19 protein-coding genes are annotated in these 18,805 nt (G+C 60.8%); 6 read left to right on the forward strand and 13 right to left on the reverse strand.

The window, feature by feature from the left end:
- Window positions 1–16 precede the first annotated feature (16 nt).
- Window positions 17–361 carry a DNA-directed RNA polymerase subunit omega gene (gene rpoZ / locus MB02_RS02200; protein WP_067531773.1) on the forward strand — a complete coding sequence of 115 codons (345 nt, stop codon included), beginning with the start codon at window positions 17–19 and terminating at the stop codon, window positions 359–361.
- 49 nt (window positions 362–410) lie between these two features.
- Window positions 411–1,205, forward strand: coding sequence for a ParA family protein (locus MB02_RS02205; RefSeq protein ID WP_067532340.1), 795 nt, complete (start codon window positions 411–413; stop codon window positions 1,203–1,205).
- 88 nt (window positions 1,206–1,293) lie between these two features.
- On the opposite strand, the gene ftsH is transcribed toward MB02_RS02205, so the two are convergent.
- From ftsH to MB02_RS02225, 4 genes are all read right to left on the reverse strand, one after another.
- Window positions 1,294–3,246, reverse strand: a complete 1,953-nt coding sequence (gene ftsH / locus MB02_RS02210) for an ATP-dependent zinc metalloprotease FtsH (protein ID WP_067531775.1) — start codon at window positions 3,244–3,246, stop codon at window positions 1,294–1,296.
- 83 nt (window positions 3,247–3,329) lie between these two features.
- Window positions 3,330–4,043 carry an ABC transporter ATP-binding protein gene (locus MB02_RS02215; protein WP_067531777.1) on the reverse strand — a complete coding sequence of 238 codons (714 nt, stop codon included), beginning with the start codon at window positions 4,041–4,043 and terminating at the stop codon, window positions 3,330–3,332.
- Complete coding sequence (locus MB02_RS02220; RefSeq protein WP_067531779.1) at window positions 4,040–5,290, reverse strand: ABC transporter permease; 1,251 nt, start codon at window positions 5,288–5,290, stop codon at window positions 4,040–4,042. Before MB02_RS02220 ends, MB02_RS02215 begins: the two co-directional genes overlap by 4 nt.
- Window positions 5,287–6,300, reverse strand: a complete 1,014-nt coding sequence (locus MB02_RS02225; RefSeq protein ID WP_067531781.1) for an efflux RND transporter periplasmic adaptor subunit — start codon at window positions 6,298–6,300, stop codon at window positions 5,287–5,289. Before MB02_RS02225 ends, MB02_RS02220 begins: the two co-directional genes overlap by 4 nt.
- Window positions 6,301–6,371: 71 nt before the next feature.
- Between MB02_RS02225 and MB02_RS02230 the strand changes: the two genes are divergently transcribed.
- From MB02_RS02230 to MB02_RS02240, 3 genes are read left to right on the forward strand one after another with little or no spacing between them, the layout of a single operon-like run.
- Window positions 6,372–6,911 carry a nuclear transport factor 2 family protein gene (locus MB02_RS02230; RefSeq protein ID WP_235829393.1) on the forward strand — a complete coding sequence of 180 codons (540 nt, stop codon included), beginning with the start codon at window positions 6,372–6,374 and terminating at the stop codon, window positions 6,909–6,911.
- A gap of 18 nt (window positions 6,912–6,929) precedes the next feature.
- Complete coding sequence (locus MB02_RS02235) at window positions 6,930–7,292, forward strand: EthD domain-containing protein (protein ID WP_067531783.1); 363 nt, start codon at window positions 6,930–6,932, stop codon at window positions 7,290–7,292.
- Complete coding sequence (locus MB02_RS02240; RefSeq protein WP_067531785.1) at window positions 7,292–7,750, forward strand: nuclear transport factor 2 family protein; 459 nt, start codon at window positions 7,292–7,294, stop codon at window positions 7,748–7,750. The genes MB02_RS02235 and MB02_RS02240 overlap by 1 nt, the downstream gene beginning before the upstream one ends.
- Window positions 7,751–7,759: 9 nt before the next feature.
- Here the strand turns inward: MB02_RS02240 and MB02_RS02245 are convergent, their stop codons facing one another.
- The 4 genes from MB02_RS02245 to MB02_RS02260 are packed head-to-tail and all read right to left on the reverse strand — an operon-like array spanning window position 7,760 to window position 13,101.
- Window positions 7,760–8,824, reverse strand: a complete 1,065-nt coding sequence (locus MB02_RS02245) for a phosphotransferase family protein (protein WP_067531789.1) — start codon at window positions 8,822–8,824, stop codon at window positions 7,760–7,762.
- Complete coding sequence (locus tag MB02_RS02250; protein ID WP_067532351.1) at window positions 8,817–10,019, reverse strand: acyl-CoA dehydrogenase family protein; 1,203 nt, start codon at window positions 10,017–10,019, stop codon at window positions 8,817–8,819. Before MB02_RS02250 ends, MB02_RS02245 begins: the two co-directional genes overlap by 8 nt.
- Window positions 10,020–10,027: 8 nt before the next feature.
- Window positions 10,028–12,109 carry a 3-hydroxyacyl-CoA dehydrogenase NAD-binding domain-containing protein gene (locus MB02_RS02255; RefSeq protein WP_067531791.1) on the reverse strand — a complete coding sequence of 694 codons (2,082 nt, stop codon included), beginning with the start codon at window positions 12,107–12,109 and terminating at the stop codon, window positions 10,028–10,030.
- Entirely contained in the window at window positions 12,106–13,101 is a 996-nt protein-coding gene (locus MB02_RS02260; protein ID WP_067531793.1) for an NADPH:quinone oxidoreductase family protein, read from the reverse strand. Before MB02_RS02260 ends, MB02_RS02255 begins: the two co-directional genes overlap by 4 nt.
- Window positions 13,102–13,199: 98 nt before the next feature.
- On the opposite strand from MB02_RS02260, the gene MB02_RS02265 reads away from it, so the two are divergent.
- Window positions 13,200–13,856: a TetR/AcrR family transcriptional regulator gene (locus tag MB02_RS02265; protein ID WP_067531796.1), complete on the forward strand. Its 657-nt coding sequence runs from the start codon at window positions 13,200–13,202 to the stop codon at window positions 13,854–13,856.
- A 12-nt stretch (window positions 13,857–13,868) separates the two neighbouring features.
- Here the strand turns inward: MB02_RS02265 and MB02_RS02270 are convergent, their stop codons facing one another.
- The 5 genes from MB02_RS02270 to MB02_RS02290 form a co-directional block, all read right to left on the reverse strand.
- Window positions 13,869–14,903 carry an alpha/beta fold hydrolase gene (locus MB02_RS02270; protein WP_067531798.1) on the reverse strand — a complete coding sequence of 345 codons (1,035 nt, stop codon included), beginning with the start codon at window positions 14,901–14,903 and terminating at the stop codon, window positions 13,869–13,871.
- Entirely contained in the window at window positions 14,900–15,766 is an 867-nt protein-coding gene (locus tag MB02_RS02275; protein WP_067531800.1) for a sugar phosphate isomerase/epimerase family protein, read from the reverse strand. The genes MB02_RS02270 and MB02_RS02275 overlap by 4 nt, the downstream gene beginning before the upstream one ends.
- A gap of 42 nt (window positions 15,767–15,808) precedes the next feature.
- Window positions 15,809–16,240, reverse strand: a complete 432-nt coding sequence (locus tag MB02_RS02280) for a PaaI family thioesterase (protein WP_067531802.1) — start codon at window positions 16,238–16,240, stop codon at window positions 15,809–15,811.
- Window positions 16,240–17,454: an aminotransferase-like domain-containing protein gene (locus MB02_RS02285; protein WP_067531804.1), complete on the reverse strand. Its 1,215-nt coding sequence runs from the start codon at window positions 17,452–17,454 to the stop codon at window positions 16,240–16,242. Before MB02_RS02285 ends, MB02_RS02280 begins: the two co-directional genes overlap by 1 nt.
- A gap of 240 nt (window positions 17,455–17,694) precedes the next feature.
- Entirely contained in the window at window positions 17,695–18,771 is a 1,077-nt protein-coding gene (locus MB02_RS02290; RefSeq protein WP_067531806.1) for a helix-turn-helix transcriptional regulator, read from the reverse strand.
- Window positions 18,772–18,805: the final 34 nt, after the last annotated feature.

An 18,805-nucleotide genomic window follows, 5' to 3' on the forward strand; every position in this document is an offset into this window, starting at 1 on the left:
TTTTTCCGGAGTGCCCATGGCGCGCGTTACTGTCGAAGATTGCGTCGACAAGGTTCCCAACCGTTTCGATCTCGTCCTTCTGGCCGCCCAGCGTGCACGGGAGATTTCCGGCGGTACCGAGCTCACTGTTGATCGCGACCGGGACAAGAATCCGGTCGTGGCCCTGCGTGAAATCGCCGAACAGACGATTCGGCCGAAGAACCTGCAGGAAAGCCTCACCCAATCGCTGCAGCGCGTTCTGCCCGATGACGAGGATGAAGCAGACGAAATCGGTTCGCTGAGCCAGTCTGCGGAAGCTCTGCGGATCACTGCATCGGCGCCGGTACGCAACACTTCGATCGGCGGCGATTACGAAGGCTGAGCAGGCACCTAACGGTCCATTGACGAAAGCATCGCGAACCCTGCCCCGGATTCCCGGGGCCCCTAAACCGCCCAAGCAAAGCGGCGGCGGAAAATCGGGCGCGACAATCGCGATTTACAGCGTGAAAGGTGGCGTCGGCAAAACCACGCTGGCCGCCAACCTCGCATGGAACTCCGCCGTCACTTCCGGCCGCCGGACTCTCTTGTGGGATCTCGACGCGGCAAGCGGAGCCGGTTTCCTGCTAGGGATCGATCCCGATGCCGGTAAAGCAGCGGAAACGGTCTTTTCGAAAGAGCGTGATCCGGCGAAGCTGATCCACCACACCGCCTATCCCCAGCTCGATATCCTGCCCGCCGACGAAAGCTTGCGGGCTCTCGACACGCAATTGCTCAATATCGGCAAACGGCGGCGTCTGGCGAAACTGACCGAAAATCTCGGCAAGGACTATGATCGCATTCTGCTCGATTGTCCGCCGGTATTGAATGAAGTCAGCGCTCAGGTATTGCGTGCGGCGGATCTGGTCATTGTTCCCTTGCCTCCTTCCCCCTTGTCCGCGCGCGCTCTGGAACTTGTGGTGGCACAGGTGCAGGCTGACGGGAAAGGCCACCCGCCTATCTTGCCGGTGCATTCCATGCTCGACATGCGGCGCACCCTTCACCGTCAGGCGCGCGACGCCAATCCCGATTGGCCCGCGATCCCGTATGCCAGTGCGGTAGAACAATGCGCCGTACGGCAATGCCCGGTAGGGGCATTCGCACCCAATAGCCCGGCCGGGGCCGGTTTCTCGAAGCTATGGCTGGCTATCGAACAGAAGCTGGCCAAGGTATCGAAAGCAAAAGGCTGAGGTGCAAATCGGACCGGGCGCGTACCCGATCCGATTTGCTTTCCCGTAATTACCCGCTTCCCAGAAGAAGAGGCCGTGATGCTTCGCTTCAGACACCCTGAGGTGCCGCGCCTCCGGGCCCACCACTGAAACGCTTGCCCGCTTTGGGAATGGCGGAACCGTGGACGGGGCGAATTGCAGCCGGCCCCTTGGGCTCTTCAGGCCGGTCGATTTTGCCGCTCTTGAGCAGCTCGTCGATCTCCTCGCCGTTCAGCGTCTCATACTCCAGCAAAGCCTGTGCAAGCAGGTGCAGCTTGTCTTCCTGACTTTTCAGGATTTCGGTCGCTTGGGCGTGAGCCGTATCGACCAGCCCGCGGATTTCCGAATCGATCAGCTTGTTCGTTTCATCCGATGCCATCAGACGCTGCGAACCACCCATGCCGAGATAGCCTTCCTGATGCTCCTCATACTGCAGAGGGCCAAGCTTGTCCGACATGCCCCACTTGGTGACCATGTTGCGGGCAAGGCCAGTAGCATACTGGATATCTGAAGACGCGCCCGACGAAACCTTGTCATGGCCGAAGATGATCTCTTCCGCCACGCGCCCGCCCATGCTGACGGCGAGATTCGCAAGCATCTTGTCCCGGTGGTACGAATAATTGTCACGTTCCGGCAGGCGCATGACCATGCCCAATGCACGACCGCGCGGGATGATCGTCGCCTTGTGGATCGGATCAGATGCAGGCTCATTGATCGAGACCAGCGCATGCCCCGCCTCGTGATAAGCGGTCATCTTCTTCTCATCATCGGTCATGACCATGGAGCGACGCTCCGCCCCCATCATGACCTTGTCCTTCGCGTCTTCGAATTCCTGCATCGCAACAAGTCGCTTGTTGCGCCGCGCGGCCAGCAGAGCCGCCTCGTTGACGAGATTGGCGAGGTCGGCACCGGAGAACCCCGGCGTGCCGCGCGCGATGGTGCGCGCATTGACATCCGGCGCCAGCGGAACCTTCTTCATGTGAACGGTCAGGATCTGCTCGCGCCCGTCAATATCGGGCACCGGCACCACGACCTGCCGGTCGAACCGGCCCGGACGCAGCAATGCAGGGTCCAGCACATCGGGACGGTTCGTCGCGGCGATGATGATGATGCCCTCGTTCGCTTCGAACCCGTCCATTTCAACCAGAAGCTGGTTCAAGGTTTGTTCGCGTTCATCGTTGGAGTTGCCGAGACCATGGCCACGATGGCGGCCCACCGCGTCGATTTCGTCGATAAAGACGATGCACGGCGCATTCTTCTTGGCCTGTTCGAACATATCGCGGACGCGTGAAGCACCCACGCCGACGAACATTTCAACGAAGTCCGAACCGGAAATGGTGAAGAACGGCACGCCTGCCTCACCCGCGATCGCGCGGGCGAGCAAGGTCTTGCCCGTGCCCGGGCTACCCACCAGCAAGGCACCCTTCGGTATTTGCCCACCCAACTTTGAAAAGCGGTGTGGGTCGCGCAGGAATTCGACGATTTCCTGCAGTTCCTCACGCGCTTCGTCGATGCCTGCGACATCCGCGAACGTAACCCGGCCCTGCCGTTCGGTCAGCAGCTTGGCCTTCGACTTGCCGAAACCCATCGCACCGGACCCGCCACCTTTCTGAACGTGACGGAGCGCAAAGAAAGCCACGCCGAGAATCAGCAGGAAGGGCAGCGACTGGACGAGAATGTAGAGCAGGAGGTTAGGCTGTTCGGTGGCCTTGCCTTCAAACTGGACATCGTTGTCTTCCAGCAATTTCGGCAGGCTGGTATCGCCCGGAACGGGAACAGTCGTGAACGGCTGGTCGTTCTTGAGCATGCCGGTGATGCGGTCTTCCCCGATTTCAACCTTGCTCACGCTGCCTTCGGCAACCTTCTCACGGAAGTCGGAATAGGGGATCTGTACGCCGCTGGGCTGGCTTCCCGCCCCGAACATCGAAACGATAAGCAGCAAGGCAAGGAAAATCCCGCCCCATACCAGAAGGCTTTTTGCCCAAGGATTCGGGTTGCCGTTAGGCTCTTGCCTGTCACTCATGTTCGCCGTCCTAGATAATGTCCCGCCAATGTAGGGATGGCGGGATGAATGGCAAGTTGCCGCTGGCGCAGATTCGTAACAGTTTACGCGTTTGGTGCCCTGCCCGTATCTCGATTGTCGACGATCCGTTCCACCCTCCCGTCGAGCATTTCGATTCTGATGTCCGCCCGCTCCGCAATATCGAGATCGTGCGTCACGCAGGCAATCGCGCGCCCTTCCTCATGAGCGAGAGCAAGGAGAGTTTCGACTACGCGAGCACTGTTGTGGCTATCGAGATTACCAGTCGGTTCATCGCCAAGAATGAGCACCGGATCATTGGCCAGGGCGCGCGCAATCGCCACCCGCTGACGCTCTCCGCCAGACAGCTTGTCAGGCGTCTTGCCCTCTTTCCCTTCCAGCCCCATCTCCGCCAGCAAGGCCAGTGCTCTGGCCTTCGTTTCCTCGCCATCCAGCCGACCCAGCCGCCGCATCGGGATCATGACGTTTTCCAGCGCGGTGAATTCAGGTAACAGGAAGTGGAATTGGAAGACGAAACCGAAGCGCTCGAGGCGGACACGCGCTCGCTCGTCACCGGATAACCCGCTCATTTCCCGCCCTTCGAACAGCAGTTCGCCCTCAGTCGGCCGGTCCAGCAGACCCAGCAGATACAGCAACGACGACTTGCCGCAGCCCGAAGGCCCGACAATCGCCGTAAAACAACCGGGCTCGATCGCGAGGTCGACTCCCTTCACCAGCGTGATCGGCCGTTCGCCCGGCAAAGTACGCCCGAGACCGCGAGCCTCGAGGATGCCGGTCATACCGCACCTCGCAGGATATCGACCGGGTCCACCCGCGAAGCCTTGCGGGCGGGCAACCAGGCGGCGACCACACCGGCAAGAAACGATGCCCCCGCCGCAATCGCATATTGGCGTGGTCCACGGTCGAGCGGGATGCTTTCTTCTTCCCCTGCAATGGGAAAGCGCAGAGAGCCCAGTATCTCCATCAGGAGATAGCCAAGCATCCAGCCCGCCACCACACCGATTGCGGCCAGCACTATTCCTTCGATCACGAAGATCAGTTGCAGGTCACGTTCGGAAAAGCCGATGGACCGCATGATGGCAATATCCCGCTGCTTGTCCGAAACACTGTTCGAAACAACTGTATAGATACCAAAGCTCGCCACCAGCAGGATCGCTGAAACGACCGAATACATGATCACGTTACGCGTTACGAGCAGCGACAGGAATTCGGACGACCGCTCCTGCCAGCTCTCTGCCTTGTATCCGAACCGCTGCTCCAGCCGCGCAGCGACACGTTCTGCCGCATAGGGGTCCGACAGGTGGATACCGATACGATTGATGATGAACGGACGGCCCAACATCGACTGCGCCTCGCGCAGAAGAACGTAGCCACTGTTGGAGGAAAGCTGCGCCTGTCCTTTCTTGAACAGGCCAACGACCCGCATCGACCGCGCTTTCGAAGTCGATGTGCTGGCAGCGACGATATCACCGACATTGACGCCCAGACGCGAGGCCAGTTCTTCCCCGATGATAATCCCGCCCTGAACCTTCTCCAGGTCCCGCAGGCGTCCGACACGCAGCTGATCCTCGATCGTGCTGATCTGCGTTTCGATCTCAGGCTCGACGCCGACTATCGCCAAGGCTTCTTCATGGCCACCCAGCCGCAATGTGACACCGCCAGTCAGACTGGGCGAGGCGAGCGCTCCGGGGATGGCGTCAGCCGCCGCCACGATCGCCGACCAGTCCTTGATCCCTCGCACTTCAGTGCGAACTTTATAACCGTGCAAGTCCACCGCACCGTCACCAAAGACCCTCGCTCCAGGCTGGGGAGATGGACTGCGCAGTTCATCGGACACGATGATATGCGGTGCGGACTCGATCAACTGATCCACGAAATCGTTCTGGCTGCCGACCATCAGTGCCGAAACGGCAAGAAAAAACCCCACGCCTACCGCAACGCCACTGACAGCGACTACCGTCTGTCGGCGTCGGCGCAAAAGATGGCGCAAAGCGATAGAAACGAGAAAGACGAAGCGCCCGATCATGGGCGAACCCTGTCACCATCCTCCAGCCCATCGGGCGGATTGACGACAACCCTGTCCCCCACGGCAAGGCCGGACAGGATCTCAACCTTTTCCGCACCTTCTATGCCGATGCCGACTTTACGCGCCACGGCACGGCCATCCTTTACCAGCCACACCTGCCCACTATCGACCGCCCCGACCGGGACCAGCAGGGCCTTGTCGTGGCGCCCGGTGACAATATTGACTTCCAGCGTAAGCCCGAACGGTAGCGCCGATGCGTCATCCAATCCGATCCGCACACGAAAGGCACGCTGGGTCGGATCACCACCCGGCGTGATTTCCGTCACCTGCCCCCGGATCACCTTACCGGGCATGGCATCAGTCGACATGAGTACATTCTGGCCGACCTGAACGCGCGGAATGTCGCGTTCGTCCACTGTGGCAGTCACCCGCGCGCTGCCGGGATCGCCCAACTGCATCAATTCCTTGCCCGGCGTCGCCAGATCGCCCGGTTCGACATCGCGTTTAAGCACTACGCCGGAAATTCCCGCACGCACGGTCGTCTGATCCAGACGGGCACGCAGAGCGGCGGCAGAAGCGCGCGCGGCCTGGCCCGCTGCCACGGCCTCGTCACGCGCGGCTCGCGTCACCCAGCCTTGCCGGAACAGGCTGACAGCCCGCTGTTCGGCCAAGGTTGCCCCGCGCGCCTGCGCTTCGGACTGCGCCAACAGGCCACGTTGTTCTGCATCGTCGAGCAGGATGAGCGCCTGCCCCTTGTTCACGCGAGCCCCTTCTTCGGCCAGAACCTGCCGGACGGGTGCGGTCAGCCGCGCCGAAACGGATACCGGACGGCGCGCCTCGACATAACCCGTGGCATAGACCAGCTCGACCGCCGGGCCCTGTTCCACCTCCGCGGTTTCGACAGCAGTGGCCCCGGCGCCCAGCACCAGCCAGGCAGCAAGAGCAAACACGATCAACCCTGCGGCGATCACCCAAGGAAGCCGCCTCCGGAACGCTTTCGTCAAAGCCATGTCGGCACATCCTTGTGCAAGTGCAAACCGATCCTTTCGCCCACGAAGGCGTGCGTCAAGGCGCTAGAACAATGGACAGCAGGTTCATTGGCCCATATCAAACCCGCAAGAACGTGCTGGTCGCACCGAACGCGGCCAAAGCCATATATTCGGAGAGGACAGCGATGGACAGGCTCGACAAGCTCGAAGCGGTGGAGGAAATCCGCGCACTCAAGGCGCGCTATTTCCGTTGCATGGACATGAAGGACTGGGCCGGCCTGGAAGCCGTGTTCGCACCCGATCTGGTGGCCGATTTCCGCGCGGCAACTGGCGGCAACGACGACAGCCAGTTGACGCACGGTGCCGCAGCCTACGTGGCGAAACTCGCACCGATCCTGCAGGATGTCGTGACTGTCCATCACGGGCATATGCCGGAAATCACTGTGGAATCGCCGGATACAGCGCACGGGGTTTGGGCGATGGAGGACAAGCTGTGGCCTGCCGAAAATTCCTCCCTCCCGTTCCGCAGGATGCACGGATATGGCCATTATCATGAACGCTATATGCGACTTGAAGGCGAATGGCGCATCGCCGAAATCCGGCTTACGCGTCTCCGCGTTGATGCCGAATAGACCACGGAGAGTGAAACCATGATCAAATGCATAGCTCTGCTGAAGCGGAAGCCCGATCTTACGCGTGAGCAGTTCATCGAATATTACGAGAAGAACCACGCTCCGCTGATTTTGAGCCTTTTGCCCGACATCATCGAATACCGCCGTAACTTCTTTCAGGAGGAGGGCGCATTCACTGCCGCGAACGGCACAGCATCGGATGTCGATGTCGTCACGGAGATCTGCCTCAAGGACAAGGAAGCACACCAGCGCTTCCTCGCCCGTTCCGCCGAACCGGACGTGGCGGCCAGGATTGCGGCCGACGAAGAAAACTTTCTGGATCGCGGCGCGACCCGGATGTTCGTCGTCGATGTCCACGCCAGCAAAGTGGAGCCGGCATAATGGACCAGACACTGCAAGCCCTGCTGGACGAACGCGAAATTACGCGCGGTCTTTCCCGTTTCGCGCGAATTCTCGACACCAAGAGCTGGGACGATCTCGGCGATGTCTTCGCGCACGACCTCACTTTCGATTATGGCACCGGCGGGGAACAGCAAGGAATAGAAACCTTGCGCACTCTGATGAGGAGCTTTCTCGACAAGTGCGGCGGGACCCAGCACCTGCTCGGCAGCATCCTGATCGACGTTGACGGTGACCGTGCGACCAGTCGCGCCTACGTGCAGGCCCGGCATCAGCGCGTGGACGATCACACCGGGCCAGTTGTCGATTCCAACGGGGAATATGTCGATCAATGGATGCGCCGCCCGGAAGGCTGGCGCATCGTCCGGCGCGATTCCCTTTGGGCCACCCATTCAGGTGACCCGGCCATCATCGGCGCCGGACCCGACGACCTGCGCTAGCCCACCGGGCTACTCTGCCTGGAGATGAGCATTGTCATCTCCGCAGGCGATCCGCCAGCCGAGAGCGGCGATTTCCGCCGCTCTCGCACCGTGAACCTTGGCTGCATCGCTGGATGCGTTCCCTTCAAGGGCACGTTTATAGACACCCTGGCGGATGCCGGCATTGCGGAACATCGCGAAGGCCAGGGCATAACGCCAATGATCGGGGTCTATCGGCGGGCCGCCCGTGTGCTGCCGGTAAAGCCCCAGATATGCATTCTCTTCCGGGATGCCCAAGGCGGGCAAATCGGAATCTGCCAGGCCCCGATATCCCTCGGCCGTCACGCGCCAGGCCATGACATGCTGAGCCAGGTCGGCGAGCGGATGCCCCAGCGTCGACAATTCCCAATCGAGTACAGCAATCACTTCCGGCCGCTCTGCATGGAAAATCAGGTTGTCGTTGCGAAAATCGCCATGGACGATCCGGCTTTCCTCCAGCCCTGGATCGTTGGCGGGGAGCCATTCGATCAGGCGATCCATCGCTTCAATCGTTTGCGTCTCGGTCGCGCGGTATTGTCTGGTCCAGCGGGCCACCTGACGGGCAAAATAGTTGCCCGGCTTGCCGAAATCGCTCAACCCGACTGCTACCGGATCGACCGCATGGAGCGTCGCAAGCACACGGATCATCTCCGCGTAAATCGCCCCACGGTCACGTTGGGTCATACCGGGCAGGCGGGCATCCCAGAAATTTCTGCCTGCGGCATGTTCCATGACGAAGAACGGCGTTCCGACCACTTCCGGGTCTTCACACAGCGCCAGCGGCTTCGCGACCGGCACACCAGTCCCGGCAAGAGCGGCCGTTACGCGATATTCGCGCTCCACTGCGTGCGCCGAAGGCAGCAGCACGCCAGGCGGCTTTTTGCGCAAGACCATTCGTGGGTGGCCATCGACCAGAATCGCGTAAGTCGGGTTGGATTGCCCGCCATCGAACTTGCGCGCTTCCATAGTGCCCGCCAGTTCCGGAAAACGTTCACGCAACCAGGGAGCCAGGCGCGTAAGATCCAGCCGGAACCGGTCGGGCGTCTCGTCAGCCATGCTTGGCGAGCTCCAGACGGCCGATCTGGAACCGGTGCACTTCATCCGGACCATCGGCGAAACGGATCTTGCGCGCGTGGGCATAGTATTCGGCCAGGAAGAAATCCTGGCTGATACCCGCAGCGCCATGAGCCTGAATCGCCCAGTCGATAACCCGGCAGGCCATATTGGGGGCCGCCACCTTGATCATTCCGATTTCCGCCTTGGCGGCCTTGTTCCCCACGGTGTCCATGCGATGCGCAGCGTGGAGAGTCAGCAGTCGTGCCTGATCGATCAAAATGCGCGATTCCGCGATGCGTTCGATAATCACGCCCTGTTCCGCCAGCGGCTTGCCGAATGCAACGCGGCCCTTCACCCGCTTGCACATCGCTTCCAAGGCACGTTCGGCCATACCGATCATGCGCATGCAGTGATGGATGCGCCCCGGCCCGAGGCGGCCCTGAGCGATTTCGAACCCGCGGCCTTCGCCCAGCAGCATGTTGGAGGCGGGCACGCGAACATTGTCGAACACCATCTCCATGTGACCATGCGGCGCATCGTCATAGCCGAACACGCTCATCGGGCGCAGCACCGTAATTCCCGGCGTATCGCGCGGTATCAGGATCATCGATTGCTGCTTGTGCTTCTCGGCAGTCGGGTCGGTCTTGCCCATGAAGATGAGCAATTCGCAATTGTGTTCTCCGATACCGGAAATCCACCATTTGCGTCCGTTGATGACATATTCGTCGCCATCACGGACAATCGAGCTTTGGATATTGGTCGCGTCCGATGATGCCACGGCGGGTTCCGTCATCACGAAGGCGGAACGGATCTTGCCGTCCAGCAACGGTTCCAGCCACCGCTTCTTGTGTTCTTCGGTGCCGAACCGTTCCAGCGTTTCCATGTTGCCGGTGTCAGGCGCGGCACAGTTGAACACGACCGGCGAGAAATGAACCCGCCCCATTTCTTCACACAACGGGGCATATTCCAGATTGGTGAGACCCGCACCCAGCTCGGATTCGGGCAGGAACAGGTTCCACAGCCCGGCTGCGCGCGCTTTCTCCTTCAATTCGTCGATCAGGGGGATGTGACCCCAGCGATCTCCCTCGTTGAGCTGCTCGTAATAGAGCTTCTCGTTCGGGTAGATATGCTCGTCCATGAAGGCACGCAGCCGCGCCAGCAGGTCGGCCGTCCGCGGGCTGTGGTCGAAACCGATATTGCCGCTCATGCGTAAAACCCCTTCGCTTCTTTCGCCCGCTCAACCAGCAGCGGCGCAGGTGTCCAATACTCGTCGCCCTGTTCGGCGCGGAATTTCTCAATCGTGGCCAGCACCTTATCCAAGCCGATCTGATCGGCCCAGAACATCGGCCCTCCGGTCGTTGCGGGAAAACCCAGACCATTGATCATCGCCACATCGATTTCATGCGGACGCGGCGCGACCCCTTCGCCCAGGATTTTTGCCCCTTCGTTGACCATGGCGTAGATCAGGCGCTGGAGGATTTCCTCCTCTCCGATCTCGCGCAACTTCAGTCCGTGCTTTTCGGCATGGGCCGCGATCATCTTGTCCGTTTCCGGGTTATGGCTGGCCTTCCGGTTCTCGTCATAGACGTACCAGCCCGATCCGGTTTTCTGCCCCAGGTTTCCGGCGGCAACCATCTGTTCCACGAAGTCGGCCCGCAATTCGCGCGCAGACGCAGTAGCCGCGCGCGATTTGCGAGCAGCGGCCTGCACGTCAAGCCCGGCAAGATCGCCCAGGGCAAAGGGCCCCATCGGGAAACCAAACGACAGGACGACCTTGTCGATCGCCTCCGGCGATGCGCCTTCCTCAACCAGGAAGAAGCCTTCGCGCGACCGCTTGGACAGCATCCGGTTGACGATGAAGCCATCGCATACGCCCGAAAGAACCGGCAACTTCTTGATCCGCTTGCCGAAATTCATGATGGTTGCAACCACATCGGGGGCGGTTCGCGCGGTCCGCACATTTTCCAGCAACCGCATGACATGCGCCGGATTGAAGAAGTGCATGCCGCACACATCCTCGGCACGGCCCGAAGCATCAGCCAGCGTGTCGATGTTGAGGAAAGACGTGTTGCTGGCAAGGATAGCGCCCGGTCTGGTGACCTTGCCCAATTCAGCGAACACCACCTTCTTGATGTCGATATCTTCGGTCACCGCCTCGATCACGAGGTCGACGTCCGCAAGATCCGCCGGATTGGTGCTGCGTGTAATCAGCGCCATCTGGCGATCCATCTGTTCCTGGCTCATCCGGCCTTTCTTGACCGACGAACCCCACATCTTCTCGATCGCGCCCATCGCCTTAGCAAGATGCTCTTCATCGAGAGCGACTGCAGTCACCGGGATCCCTGCACCCGCAATCGCCATGGTGATTCCACGGCCCATGGCTCCCAGACCGATAACACCTGCCTTATCGACCTTGCGCGGTTCGATATCGGCTGCCAGGCCGGGTACCTTCGCCACTTGGCGCTCCGCCGCGAACACATGGCGCAGCGCCTTGGATTCCGGAGAAGAAATCGCCTCCAGGCACATTGCATATTCGCGTTCCAGAGCCTGCGCGAAGGGCATGTCATAGCCAAGCCGAATGGCTTCCAGCGCCAGTAGCGGCGCTGGCTGGCCACGCATTTTCCTCGCAATGGTCTTGCGGGATTCCTCGAACAGCGCCGGATCATCCTCAGGCATCGGCAAAGTCCCGGCGCTGCGCGCAGGGGCGTTCGATTCCGCCAGTTCCTTCGCATAGGCCCGGGCCGCCTCTGCCAAATCGCCTTCCGCGATCCGATCGACCAGTCCACTATCCAACGCCTTTCTGGCGTTGATCTGCTTCCCTGTCGTGACAAGGTCGATAGTGGTAGCAAGGCCCGCGAGGCGCGGCGTACGTTGCGTACCGCCCGCTCCGGGCAAAAGGCCCAGCTTGACCTCCGGAAAGCCGAATCGCGTGGCCGGATCGGCAATGCGATAATGGCAGGCAAGCGCCAGTTCGAAACCACCGCCCAGCGTCGTGCCATGCACCGCCGCGACGGTCGGCTTTTCGAGAGCGTCAAGCATTTCGATAACCTTGGTCAGATTGGGCCCGACCATTGGTTTGCCGAATTCCTTGATGTCGGCGCCCGCGACGAAAGTACGCCCTTCGCAACGCACGATCATTACTTTCAGGGCCGGATCGCCTGCAAAACGCTCAATCGCATCGGCCAGCCCCTGACGCACCCCCGCAGAAGTCGCGTTGACTGGTGGATTGTCGATTACGGCCTCCGCAATCGCTCCGTCCGTGCGGAATGTGACCATCTCGCTCATTTATTCTCTCCTTCGGCTTTCACGGACAGGATCACCTTGCCTCGCGCACGCCGCTCCATGACATGATTGATTGCTTCGATTGCCTGATCGAACGGAAATACCGCATCGATGGCCGGGCAAATCTTTCCTTCGGCCAGCCACTCCATCAGCTGAGCGATGTTCCCGGCGTGGTGCACAGGATCCGCACGCAGTGAATTGCCCCACAAAACCCCCACTGCTGCCGCGCTTTTCAGCAGCAGCATATTGGCTGGAATCTGAGGAATGTCGCCCGCAGCGAAGCCGATCACGAGGTGCCGCCCGCCCCAGGCCAGCGCCTTGATCGCAGGCACCGTCATATCGCCGCCGACCGGATCGTAGACGACATCCACGCCCTTGCCTCCGGTCAGTTCCTTTATCCGGCCCCGCAAATCCTCGTTTGCATAGTCAATCGTTTCGGCCGCGCCATATTCGCGCGCCAGTGCCAGCTTTTCAGGCGTCGATGCGGCGGCGATCACCCGTGCGCCCATCAGCGCGCCCAGTTCCACCGCAGCGAGCCCTACGCCCCCTGCCGCACCGAGAACCAGTAAAGTCTCGCCAGCCTGCAACCCGGCCCGGTCCTTGAGCGCGTGATATGAGGTGCCATAGGTGATGAGGATGCCGGATGCGGTCACCACATCAGCCTTTTCAGGCAGAGCGAAAACCTGTGCGGCCGGGACGGCCGCCAGTTCCGCAAAGCCGCCGATGCCGCTGAAAGCCGCGACGCGGGTTCCAGGGGTAATTCCACGCACGTCCGCACCCACGGCTTTCACAATCCCGGCCAGTTCGCTGCCCGGGACGAAGGGCAGGTCCGGTTTCGTCTGATATTTTCCCTGCACCATCAGGCCGTCGGGGAAATTGACCCCGGCGGCACTGACTTCGATCAGCACATCGCCTGCGCCAGGCTCCGGCGCGGCAAATTCACCAATATCCAACTCTTCGACGGGAGCGAAGCTCCGGCAGATTACAGCCTTCATTATTATCCCCAACACTCGTATCAAACACTTGTTTGAGATTTATCCGAGTCGTGTCAACCTCTGATGGCAATGCTAGGGCTACGAGATGGGCGAATGCCATGAATGAAAACAAAGCGGCAAAACGCAGCCGCCAGCCGGACAGCCCGCCTGCGGAGGCAAATGCCCGCACGCGCATATTCCTTGCGGCGGAAGCACTTGTGGCCGAGCGGGGGTTTGACGCCGTATCCTCACGCGACATCACCGCGCGGGCCGGAGTCAATCTTGGCGCAATCAACTATCACTATCGCTCCAAGCACGAGTTGCTGCTGGAAATCTTTCGCACCCGCGCAGGAGAGTTGAATCGGGAACGGCAGGCGATGTTGCGTGCCGCATTGGCGCAAAAACCCGTCAGCGCCCGCACGATCCTCCGCGCCCTGATCGAACCGCCAACGCTGTGGAGCAGCGACGAACGGCGAACCGCATTGACTTACCTCAACCGTGCCCGCCGCGAGGGCCCTTCCGAAGTCCGCGAAATCATCCGCGCCGATGTCCGCCATCTGCGGCGTTTCGCCACCGCTCTGGAAAGCGCACTTCCCGAAGTGAGCCGCGAGGAAATCCTCTGGCGGCTCCATTTCACCCTCGGCGTGCTGCACCACAACAGCGCGGCCGATTATGAACGGCTCGCGCTGTTGTCCGATGGGCAATGCGCGCCCGATGACCGCGAAGCATTGCTTGCAAGGCTGCTCGCCTTCATCACCGCGGGGTTCGGGGTCTGACCCAGCCGCCTGTTACAATGTGGCGAGGAAATCCAGCAGGGCCCGGGTGGTTTCTTTCGGACGCTCCATCTGCACGAAGTGGCCAGCCCCCTCGATCAGCGCCACACCGCGCAAATCCGGCACACGACGGCGCATGATATCGAGTGCGTCAGGCGCAATCATCTTGAGCACGATATCGTCCGCCCCGGAAATGAACAACGCAGGCACTTCGATATCGGCATCCGCCCACGGTTCGCCCAGTTCCCAGTTGCGATCTGCCATCCGGTAAGAATTAAGCCCACCGATGAATGACAGCTCCGGCGTCAGACGCGTGAATTCATCAACGTAGTATTGAAAGTCGGCCTCGCTCATCCAGTCCCATGGCAAATCGGGCGCAGGCGACAGAACGTCCAGATACCCGGTCCCTTCGGACGGATGATTGACGTAATCCTTGTAATCGCCGCCGCCGCTCAGCGCCCAGAACAACCGCTTGAGGATTTCGGCGGGCTGTGCGCCCAGTTCCCGCTCGGCCGGGCCAATGGCCTGGAAATAATGGAGGTGCAGGAAATGCTCCTTCGCCGCCAGGGCGAAAGCCTCGCTCGGGCGCATTCCGCCGCCCCATTCCATGCCCCGATCTTCGGCAGAGGCTGCACTGCCCTGCCCGGCCCGGCCCGCCAGATCGAAATCATACGGACATGCCATGATGACGACCCCGGCCACCCGGTCACTATGCCGAACGGCCAGATTGCAAACCTGCTGCGCACCGAAGTCGTGGCCGACGAAAACTGCCTTTTCCTCGCCCAGCGCATCGAGCAGGCCGAGCATATCGTCCATTACCTTGTTCGCATCGTATTCGATCGGCTCCACTGGCCGATCCGATTGGCCATAGCCTCGCTGATCGACAGCAATGGCCCGAAAGCCCGCTTCGGCGACGGGAGCCATCTGATGCCGCCAGCTGTACCAGAGCCCGGGAAAGCCATGACAGAACACCACCGGCAACCCTTCACCCATGCTGGCCACATGCAGCTTGATGCCGTTCGTCTCGATCATCTGGTGAGTAATCGTCATGCGTATTTTTCCTCCAATGCCTTGTCGATCGCCCGCAGGTTCGCAACGAGGTTTTCCTCACCCGCCGCGCTATCCTCTGCGGTCAGCAGCTCGATTTCGACCAATCCGGTGTAGCCATGATCGGCAATCGCGCTGAATATCGGTTCCCAATCGAGCTCGCCCGCGCCCGGCTCCACTCGCCCGGGCACATCGGCCACCTGTATGCCGCCAATGATGTCCCAATGCGCGACCATGGCCGGTACGATTTCTTCGCCCATCATGGCGAGATGCCCGACATCGAACAGCAGGCGCACCGCAGGACTGTCCACCGCACGGACAATAGCCGCGCCATCGGCCAGATTGTCCACCAGCAGGCCTGGTATCCATTGTGGCGCAACCGGTTCGATCATCAGCATCAGGCCCGCATCGCCGGCAAGCGTTGCCACAGCGCGCAGGTTGGCGATCATCGTTTCGATCTGCGTCTCTCTCGGGCAGTCGGAATCGATGCCGGTCACACAGACCGCCATGCCGCCGCCCACACGTCCGGCGGCAGCGGTACTGCTCTCTATGCTGGCGCGAATGAGTTCTTTCGCCTCTGCATCGTCACGACTCCATAGCGGCTGATCCCAGTGGGCGAGATCGTTGTTGAATGTGCCTGCTGAGAGGCCCAGATCCGCCATTCGCGCACCAAGCTCCGTCTGTTCTTCAGCCGACCGCAGCTTGAGGAAGACATCGAATGCCCCGGCAAACCCCGTTTCCGCGAGATAATCGAGTTGATCAAGCGGCGCACGCGAACGGGCGCTGTGGGCGAACAGCGGGCCATCGGGGCTGCGCAGGCCGAGATGCCCCGCCAGGCGCAAGCGGCAATTGATCGGCTTTGCCATCGATCTTCCTTCGGTTCCGTTCCACGATCGTCGAGGTGCGATCTATTTCCGCCCCACAATACTTTTCGTAATACGCGCGTATGTGACAGCCTTGCCGCCGACGGAGGCCGTAACCTCCGTCCACGCCATCGACTTGCCCTTGCGCAGCACTCTGCCTTCCAGGGCATAATCCGCATCGCCCGGCATCGGACGGACATGCTGAATGAAAATGTCGCTGGTAACGGGCAACTCGTGCTCGGCCAGTTCCGTCACAAGGGCGACGAACGAGGGTATCTCGACAATGCTGTTCATCACCGAACCGTTGAGCGTCTGCCACGGCGTGAGCATTTCTTCACGCGGCCGGAACGCCAGGCGGGCATGACCGGGCCCCAATTCCTCCACGGTGACACCGCACCACGCGGAATAACCGGATGTCAGCGCCGTATCGAGAAATTGCTGCTGCGCAGAGGTAAGAGTGAAAGCACCATCATTCATCACGCACATTCCTTCAAAATCTGGCCCAGACGGGCAATGCCGCTGGCAATGACATCCTCGCCCACATGGCTGTAGGCGAGCCGCAGAAACTGCCGGTCATCGTTCCCCGTCGTGAACCGTTCACCGGGGCGGAAGAAGATGCCTTCCTTTGCCGCCAGCGTGGCGGCGCGTTCCCAATCGATCCTGTCGTCGATTTCGAGCCAGAGATAGAAAGATCCCTGCGGCTCGCTAAACCGTACGAAGTCGCCGCAATGTTCGCGAACCGCATCAACCGCCACTCTTGCCTTGGACCGGTAAACCGCATTGGCGCGTTCCAGATGTGGATCGAGCAAACCCTGACTCAGGAATTCCGCCAGAATACGCGCAGTCCACTGCGAGACGCCGAGATCCTGCCGCACTGCCGCGAGCGCCGCGATTGCACGCGGATCCCCCGCCATCCAGCCCATCCGCAGTGCCGGGGCCACGATCTTGCTGAAGCTGCCACACTGTATGACCCGCCCGGTATCGTCCATGCTCAACAGGGTCGGCAATGGCTCCCCCGCAAAACGCAGGTCGCCATAAACGTTATCCTCGACAAGAATGAAATCATGCCGCCGCAGCAAGTCCATCAGATGTTTACGCCGGGGAAGCGACATTTCGCTGTTGGTGGGCGTCTGAAACGTCGGGATGGTGTAAACCATCTTCACCGTTCGCCCTTCGCTCTCAGCTTCTGCGATCATCCGTTCGAGCACGGCAGTGTCCATGCCCTGATCGTCCACCGGCACGGCCCGTACCTCTGCCCCGGCCATGTCCATGTAGCGCAGCGCGTAAGGGAAAGACGCCCCTTCCACGAACACCACATCCCCCCGGTTCACGAACCCGTTGACGGCCAGCGCAATGCCCTGGACCGACCCGGAGGCGAGGATAATCCCCTCTGCCCCCAGCACTGGTCCCTGCGTTGCAGCGATCCGTTCCGAGAGCCGTTCCCGCAGACGCCGGTATCCGAACACCAGTTCCTCATAACCGGTGTCGGGATCGAAATAATCCAGCGCATCCGCGCCGTCCCGGTCGAGCACCAGCCGGGCAATCCGCAGCAAATCCTCGCGCGGGAAAGTTTCGGGCGCAGCCAGCCCTTGATCGAAATTGAAAACCGCCGGCACTTCCGGGTCCGGAAAGAACAGCGGAGGGCCGTCCTGCGCCAGTTGCGAATGGAGCGCTTCTATCGTCTTGTCCATTTCAGTCTCCCACCAGCGCGAAACCTGGCCTTTTGGCCACAGTCATGTTCGAGTCTCGCTGGCACCCACGCGGCTATCTCATTCCCAAGTCTCGGCCTCGTCATCGCGGGCCGCTTCATCTGCCCCGCTTGTCAGGTCGTTTGCCTTTCGACGCAACCCCTGAATGCGTCGTCAAACAGGAAAGGTGTTGCGCATCCATGGCAAGGAAGCCAGGCCTGCCCCAAAAATCAGTTACCAAAGTCAGTGCTGAATGGAGATATCCGGCACCATCCGGGTTCGCCCACGCCATGCTCCGGGCGAATGCCCCGTCCACTGACGGAAAGCCCGGCTGAATGTCGCTGAATCGCTGAACCCGACCCGTTGAGCAATATCGCCCACCGTCAGCCCACCATCATCGAGCAGGGCCCTCGCCAGATCACCCCGGCAAGCGTTCTTGATATCGAGCAGCGTCAAACCCTCTTCCGCAAGCCGCCGCTTGAGTGTGGCCGTACTGAGATGGAATTGACGGGCAATGGCTGCCCCTGTCGGCAAGGTCTGCCCTGCCGCCAGCGCAGAGTGCAATACCACCCGGACCCGTTCGGACAGCGGAGCTTCCTTGGAAAGGATCTGTTCCAGATCGAACGGAAATCTCTCCAGCAGACGTTCAAGTTCGGCCGATGTGCGCATAACCGGCCGTTCGAGGAAGTGGGCCGGGAAACGAAACATGTTTTCCGCCGCGTTATGGATTACCGGATGGAGCATCAGACGTGCCGCACACTCCCGACTGACCAACGGCGAATAGCGAAAGCCCACGGCAAGCAGGCGAATATCCTCCCCGATCAGCCAGCTGAACAGGCGATGGTGCGTCGAAAGGCCGGTCAGGTCGGAAACGTACGAACTGATGTTCCGGATCGTGCGAAAGGTCGCCATGCGGAATTCCGCCACATCGCCATCCTGAACCAGTTCCAGCATACCCATGCGCGGATTGAGCATGGCTTCGAATGTCGTTGCCCGCCCGATGACGTCACGCAAGGTACGGCAGCTGATCAGGCACTGACAAAACAGATCGAATTCCGGCTTGGTCAGCGGTGGCCGCCCCTCCTGCCGCGCGGCATGCGCATCGAGCACCCATACCGCCTCGGCATAGAGCGCGGAAAATTCGAGACGTGACAACTGGCCCGTCCACAGCGGATCGAGCAATGCCTTCGCCGGATGAGACAGGCCCGCACGGCGTACCAGTGCTTCGGGGTCGTCGCCGTTCCGCTGGACATACCACAGCAATTCCCGTGCAACGGCAATCGAAGCGAGACGAGGAGCGGGAATGGAAAGATGCTTCATACTTGATCCTGATTGCCATCTTCTTTGAGCCATT

This window comes from Croceicoccus estronivorus, from assembly GCF_001625325.1.
In the GTDB taxonomy this organism is placed as follows: Bacteria; Pseudomonadota; Alphaproteobacteria; order Sphingomonadales; family Sphingomonadaceae; genus Caenibius; species Caenibius estronivorus.